The 6,446-nt window shown below is 63.3% G+C and carries 6 protein-coding genes; 4 read left to right on the forward strand and 2 right to left on the reverse strand.

Annotated features, from left to right (window positions below; translation table 11 throughout):
• The first annotated feature begins 224 nt into the window (after positions 1-224).
• The 3 genes from ACTRWG_RS19220 to ACTRWG_RS19230 all read left to right on the forward strand — a co-directional run bounded on the left by ACTRWG_RS19220 (position 225) and on the right by ACTRWG_RS19230 (position 4,830).
• The gene (locus ACTRWG_RS19220) at positions 225-1,868 is read left to right on the forward strand and encodes a lysine--tRNA ligase (RefSeq protein ID WP_462829801.1); all 1,644 of its coding nucleotides are present in this window, start codon (positions 225-227) and stop codon (positions 1,866-1,868) included.
• A gap of 177 nt (positions 1,869-2,045) precedes the next feature.
• Positions 2,046-2,447 (forward strand): DUF4864 domain-containing protein, encoded by a 402-nt coding sequence (locus ACTRWG_RS19225; RefSeq protein ID WP_260001692.1) that lies wholly within the window; start codon positions 2,046-2,048, stop codon positions 2,445-2,447.
• 97 nt (positions 2,448-2,544) lie between these two features.
• Positions 2,545-4,830: a right-handed parallel beta-helix repeat-containing protein gene (locus tag ACTRWG_RS19230; RefSeq protein ID WP_462829802.1), complete on the forward strand. Its 2,286-nt coding sequence runs from the start codon at positions 2,545-2,547 to the stop codon at positions 4,828-4,830.
• Here the strand turns inward: ACTRWG_RS19230 and ACTRWG_RS19235 are convergent.
• Together ACTRWG_RS19235 and ACTRWG_RS19240 are read right to left on the reverse strand one after the other, a co-directional pair.
• A complete protein-coding gene (locus ACTRWG_RS19235; protein ID WP_462829803.1) occupies positions 4,827-5,318 on the reverse strand; it encodes a HugZ family pyridoxamine 5'-phosphate oxidase in 492 nt (163 codons plus the stop codon). The genes ACTRWG_RS19230 and ACTRWG_RS19235 overlap by 4 nt on opposite strands.
• 27 nt (positions 5,319-5,345) lie before the next feature.
• A complete protein-coding gene (locus tag ACTRWG_RS19240) occupies positions 5,346-6,005 on the reverse strand; it encodes a hypothetical protein (RefSeq protein ID WP_027236447.1) in 660 nt (219 codons plus the stop codon).
• Positions 6,006-6,158: 153 nt separating this feature from the next.
• Here ACTRWG_RS19240 and ACTRWG_RS19245 point away from each other — a divergent pair.
• On the forward strand, positions 6,159-6,446 hold a 288-nt coding region (locus ACTRWG_RS19245; protein WP_462829804.1), incomplete at its 3' end, for an antibiotic biosynthesis monooxygenase family protein.

Raw genomic sequence — 6,446 nt, forward strand, 5'->3', positions numbered from 1 at the left:
ATAGGTATCCCCGCGGGGAGGTTCAACAACAGGCTGTGCGCGGGAGCCGTTTTTTGCGCGGCGCAACGCCGCAAATCCCGGCTCCTGCAGGGCTGGCATTATTGACTCATGCTGCATCGGCACAATAGAGGGAATGGCCGGATGCCAAGGGGTTTCCGGAGCGTATCCGGGCTGATCACGCGGCACCCCGGAAACTGACGCAACCGCCGCCGATGGAGAACATAATGTCTGATGTGCGCGAAGAAGCTCTGAAGAGCAAAGCCTGGCCGTTTGAAGAAGCCCGCCGGGTTCTCAAACGTTATGCCAAGGGCGCGCCGGACAAGGGCTATGTCCTCTTTGAAACCGGCTATGGCCCCTCCGGCCTGCCGCACATCGGCACCTTCGGCGAGGTTGCCCGCACCACCATGATCAAGAAGGCGTTCGAGACCATCTCGGACATCCCCGCCAAGCTGATCTGCTTCTCCGACGACCTGGACGGGATGCGCAAGGTGCCCGGCAACGTCCCCAACCAGGAGGCGCTGGCAGAGCACCTGCAAAAGCCGCTGACCTCGGTGCCGGACCCGTTCGGCACGCATGAAAGCTTCGGCCACCACAACAACGCCATGCTGCGCCGGTTCCTGGACACCTTCGGGTTCGAGTATGAATTCTACTCTGCCACTGAATTCTACCGCTCCGGCCAGTTCGACGAGATCCTGAAGCGCGCGGTCGACAAGTACGACGACATCATGGCGATCATGCTGAAGTCCCTGCGTGAGGAACGCCGCCAGACCTATTCGATCTTCCTGCCGATCCACCCGGAAACCGGTCGCGTTCTGTACGTGCCGATGAAGAAGGTCTGCGCCGAGACCTACACCGTCACCTTCGACGACGAGGACGGCAAGGAATGGACCCTGCCCGTGACCGGCGGCAACGTGAAGCTGCAGTGGAAGCCGGACTTCGGCGCCCGCTGGGCCGCGCTGGAAGTCGACTTTGAGATGTACGGCAAGGACCACTCCACCAACACGCCGATCTATGACGGCATCTGCCGGGTGCTGGGCCAGCGCGCGCCGGAGCATTTCACCTATGAGCTGTTCCTGGACGCCAACGGCCAGAAGATCTCCAAATCCTCCGGCAACGGCATCTCGATCGACGAATGGCTGACCTACGCCTCGACTGAGAGCCTGGCGTATTTCATGTACCAGAAGCCCAAGACCGCCAAGCGGATGCATTTCGACGTGATCCCCAAGGCGGTGGACGAATACCACCAGCAGCTGCGCGCCTACCGCACCCAGGACCTGAAGGCACAGCTGAACAACCCGGTCTGGCACATCCACGGCGGCGAGGTGCCGCATTCGGACATGGTGGTGCCGTTCTCGATGCTGTTGAACCTCGCCTCCGCCTCCAGCGCCGAGGACAAGGAGACCATGTGGGGCTTCATCAACAAATACGCCCCCAACGCCACCCCCGACACCCATCCGGGCATGGATCAGGCGGCGGGCTTTGCGGTGCGGTACTTCAACGACTTCGTGAAGCCGGCCAAGACCTTCCGCCTGCCCACCGATCAGGAGCGCGCGGCGCTGCAGGATCTGGCGGATGCGCTGAAATCGCCGGAGGCCGCGCTGGCAGCCATCGCCAAGAAGAACGGGATCGCAGGCAATACCGACCCGCTGCCCGAGGCGGATTTTGCGGATGAGGAGTTCCTGCAGTCGGTGGTCTTTGCCATCGGCAAGATCCACGGGTTCGAACCGCTGCGCGCCTGGTTCTCGGCAATCTACGAGGTGCTTCTGGGCGCCTCCCAAGGCCCCCGTTTCGGCGGTTTCATCGCGCTCTACGGCGTCGAGGACACCATCGCGCTGATCGAAAAGGCGCTGGCGGGCGAACTGGCCTGAACCCGCATCTAACGCAATCAGCAAGGGGCGCGGTTTTCCGCGCCCTTTGTCGTTTTCAACCATGCCGCGCACAGCGCCGGCGGCGATACTCCGCGCAAGAAAATTATCAATTCGCAAAAAACATTTTGACGCTACGTCATTCTGTCCTAAGCTTAAGAAACGGACCGGGAGGGACAGATGCGCAGTGTTCTGTTTGCGGGGGTAAGTGTTTTTCTTCTGACCTTCCCGGCCTTTGCGCAAAGAGAGCCGGTCACAGCCGTGATCGGCTCTCAGTTTGAAGCCTTCCTGAACAACGACGCCGAGACGGCGTTCACTTACGCCTCCCCGAACATCCGGCGGATTTTCGGCACGCCGGACCGCTTCGGCCAGATGGTGCGCCAGGGCTACCCGATGGTCTGGCGCCCGGCTGAGGTGCGCTATCTGGACCTGCGCGAGGTGGCGGGCAACCTGTGGCAGCGGGTCATGATCACCGATCAGAACGGCACCGTGCACCTCTTGGATTACCAAATGGTTAAACTGGAAAGCGGCTGGAAAATCAACGCAGTACAGATCCTGAAAGGGCAGGCTGACAGCGTCTGAACACAGGGCAGCGTACGCTCCGCTCGGCGGACTTTAACGCCGCTCCTGTACTTCCTTTTCCTCGAACGCGAGATGCGCAGCAGGAAAGGGAACTTCCATGAACAAGGCAATCACCGACGGTCTGCAGCTGATGCCCCCGGCCTTTGCAGAGGGTCTCAATGTCTGGTCCAGCGGCAACGGCACCCCCGGCTCAGACACCTATGACGGCGCCGCCAATGCGGTCTTTGTGGCGGCGGATGCAGACTTCGGCGGCTGCCTGGAGATGCAGAAGACCGGGAACACCCAAAAGCTGCGATTCATGGGCCAGACGCCGCTGGAGCCGGGCTGCTATCTGCAGATCAAGGTGCGCATCAAGGCCATCAGCGGCGCGCTGCCCGCGGTCCGCGTGGCGGGCTGGGCGGCGGCGGCAGGCGGCAGCCACATCAGCGGCGTCACCGAATTTGCGCCGCAGGTGACGCTCAGCACCTATGGCGAGGTGGTGGAAGTGACCGGCATTGTCGGCAGCGGCAGCCGCGGCGGGGTGGACATGCCCTGGGGACGTACGGCGGCCTACGGCCATTTCGGTCTCGACCTCACCGGCGCCAACGGCGGCGTCGTGCGGATTGACGATATCGAGATCACCGACATCACCAGCGCCTTCCTGCGCAACATGCTGAGCGTCGTGGACGTGACCGATTACGGCGCGGTGGGCGATGGCAGCACCGACTGCACCGCCGCGTTTGAGGCTGCCGATGCCGCCGCCGCCGGACGCCGCATTCTGGTGCCCGCGGGGGATTTCCACCTCGCCAGCACCGTGTCGCTGAGCCACGAAGCGGTGTTTGAGGGCACCGTGTCGATGCCTGCCAGCCAGATGCTGCTGCTGACAAAGAATTTCGATTTCCCCTCTTACGCGACGGCCTTCGGCGACGAGGAGCTGGGCTTCAAGAAGGCGTTTCAGGCCCTGCTCAACAACGTGGACCATGAATCGCTCGACCTGATGGGCCGCAAAATCACCGTGACCGCGCCGCTGGACATGCAGGCGGCGGTGCCGAACAAGACCTCTTATGCCACCCGCCGGATCATCCGCAACGGCCAGCTGGAGGCTGCCAATAGCGCCGCCTGGGACACCGATGTGGTCACCTCGCAGGCGACCTACAGCCCCTCGCGGTCCACCAGGCTGACCAATGTCGCCAACATTGCCAACATCAAGGTCGGCTCCCTGGTGGAGGGTGCCGGGGTCGGCCGCGAGATCTATGTGAAGTCCAAGAACAACGGCGCCGGCGAGCTGACGCTGACCGCACCGCTGTTTGATGCGGCAGGCACCCAGAACTTCACCTTCCGGGATTTCAAGTATTTGGTGGATTTCAGCGGGTTCAGCGCGCTCAGCAAATTCGGCATGGAAGGCATCGAGTTCCAGTGCAATTCCCGCTGCAGCGCCCTGCGGCTGGCGCCCTCAGGCTCCGTGTTCTCGCTGGACGGCTGCTTTTTCTCGCGGCCCAAGGACCGCGGCATCACCTCGACCGGGACCGGCTGCCAGGGGCTTCTGGTCGACAATTGCCAGTTCCTGTCAGCCGAGGATCCGCTGGACGTGGAGGACCGCGTCAGCATCGGCCTGAACGTGAACGCCAATGACGCCAAACTGCGCAGCAACCGCGCCACCAAGTTCCGCCATTTCGCGCTGCTGGCAGGCGCCAACAACACGGTGACCGGCAATCATTTCTTTCAGGGCGACAACGTGGCGAACGGGGTCCGCTCAGCCGGGCTGGTGCTGGCGGCCAACAACTGCACCACCACCGTGTCGGACAATTACATCGACAACTGCTTTATCGAATGGACCAACGAGCGGGATCCGACCCCGGATTTCACCACCGGCTTCTCCTTCAGCGCGCTGTCGGTGACCGCCAATGTGTTCCTGTCCGGCGACGTGGCGCCCTGGTTCAGCTATATCGTGATCAAACCCTACGGCAGCGGCCATTACCTGAACGGGCTGTCGGTGACCGGCAATAAGTTCCGTTCCCTCAATGGCAGCATCGACCGGGCGGAGCGGGTCGACACCAGTTTTTCGGACCTGGATTTCTCCCGGTCCAATGATGTGGTGTTCGAAGGCAACATGTACCACAACGTCTCGACCCACTCCGCCAACCCATTGCGGATCCGGCACAATCAATCCTCGGCGTCGTCGTCCTGGGCAATCAGGGCCAACGGGCAGCTGCCGTTTCAGGGCTACGCGCGCTTTGTCGACAGCGTGGTGCCGCAGGGGCCGGTGCGGACCGGCGGCAACAGCAACCGCTACAGCATGCCCTATTGCGATACCCAGCAGGGCGCCAATAACGACGAAATCCGCCTGCGCTGGCAGGAGGCGCTCAAGGGCGAGGTTCAGGTGCTGCTGAGGATGGACGCCTAGGTCCGGCCCCGCGGATGCAGGTCGGCGGCGTCAAGATGGAAGGCTTTGCCGAAACCGCCATTCAGATGCGCCGCCGTCACCCGGAACCGGGCAAAGGTGAAGTCGGCGAATTGCAGGTACAGCTTGGCCTTGGGCTGGCGGCGCAGGTAATGCGCGGCGAGCGGGTCGTGCTCCGGGCTTTGGCGGCTGACAAACTCCGCCCGGCAGATCAGGCTGAGCCGGGGATGGGTGAGCGGATCGCCCTTGCCCCCCGGCTCCCCCACCAGCAGCGAGCAGGCAGGGTTCCGGTGCAGCGCCCGGGTGTGCTGGGCCAGGTCGGAAATCAGGCTGACCGGGCCGCCCTGCGGGTCCAGGGCAAAGGCAACCCGGGTGACCAGAGGGGTGCCCTCCTCCAGCAGCACGCCAAGCGCGGCAAAGCGGGCCTCAGCCATCAGGCTGTGCGCCAGCTGGCGGGCGTCGTCATCGGTGGGGCGGATCGGCGCGGGCATGGGCACCTCCGGAAATTGGCGCAGGGTTCAGAACTTCTGCCACAGGCCCAGTTTCAGGCCAAGGCTGCGCTGGCCCGCCTGGCGGTATTCCAAGCCGACAATCAGCTCCCGCTTTTGCTTCAGCGGGTAGCGCAGCGAAGAGGTCAGCGCATAGATAAGCTGCCCGCCCTCCGGCTTGGACAGCTCGGCCTGCAGCATAGGCGCGGGCTTGCCGGAGCGGTTCAGCCCGATGGTGGCGTCCAGCTTCCAGATCGCGTCCAGACCGCTGTTGCGCAGCTCATAAGCGGCATCAATGGCCAGCCAGCCGGACCCGCGGCCGGTCTCGATACCGCGGCCATAAGACAGGGTGGTTTTCTGCATCAGCTGCCACAGGCCCCGGAAATGATTGCCGCCCGCCGCGGTCTCCACCGCCAGCCGGGCGCGCTCCCCCGTGTGCAAGGGCAGCCGGGCAAAGAGCAGCGCGTGGCCGGACACATCCGCGTTCCGGTTCAGATCGACACCCAGGGTGAGCTTGGACGTGACCCCGTAGGTGCCGTAATACCCCAGCTCAAGCGCGGCGGTGCGGCCGGTGTGCCGCCAGGCGGCGCTGGCCGATGCAAAGCCCTGGCCCGGCGGTTCCAGCCACGCCCCGCCAGCCGCCGGCTGGGCCAGCGCCAGGGCAAGAGCAGCAGCATAGGCAGGTTTCATCCCGGGGCCTCAGGTTGGCGTGTGCAAACGGTTCCGCTTTATGGTTAAAGTTGTATTAATCATCGCCGAAAACCCCTATGGATGTGCACAAAAAAAACCCGTGCGCTTTCGGCGCGAACAGGCGTAGGCTGGGGGCAGTCAACGGAGGAGCCAATGCCGAAAATAGCAAAAACCGCTGATATCCAAACCGTTATCACCACCTTCGAGATGACGCCCGGGACCTGTCAGGACCTGCTGGAGGCGCTTGAGGATGCCTATCGCGAGTTCATCTCCAAGCAGCCCGGCTTCATTTCGGCCGGCTTGCACGTGAATGACGCGCAGACCCGGATCGCCAATTATTCGCAATGGCGCCGCCGCGAGGATTTCATGGCGATGCTGCGCAGCGCGGAAATGCGCGAGCGCAACCGCAAGATCAATGAGCTGTGCCGCAGCTTCGAGCCG

Source organism: Leisingera sp. G5_S3_59_S7, from assembly GCF_054968485.1.

Coding starts and splice junctions, on each gene's coding strand:
- ACTRWG_RS19235 (WP_462829803.1), bottom strand. CDS start 5,318: ATGCCCGCGCCGATCCGCCCCACCGATGACGACGCCCGCCAGCTGGCG.
- ACTRWG_RS19220 (WP_462829801.1), top strand. CDS start 225: ATGTCTGATGTGCGCGAAGAAGCTCTGAAGAGCAAAGCCTGGCCGTTT.
- ACTRWG_RS19240 (WP_027236447.1), bottom strand. CDS start 6,005: ATGAAACCTGCCTATGCTGCTGCTCTTGCCCTGGCGCTGGCCCAGCCG.
- ACTRWG_RS19225 (WP_260001692.1), top strand. CDS start 2,046: ATGCGCAGTGTTCTGTTTGCGGGGGTAAGTGTTTTTCTTCTGACCTTC.
- ACTRWG_RS19230 (WP_462829802.1), top strand. CDS start 2,545: ATGAACAAGGCAATCACCGACGGTCTGCAGCTGATGCCCCCGGCCTTT.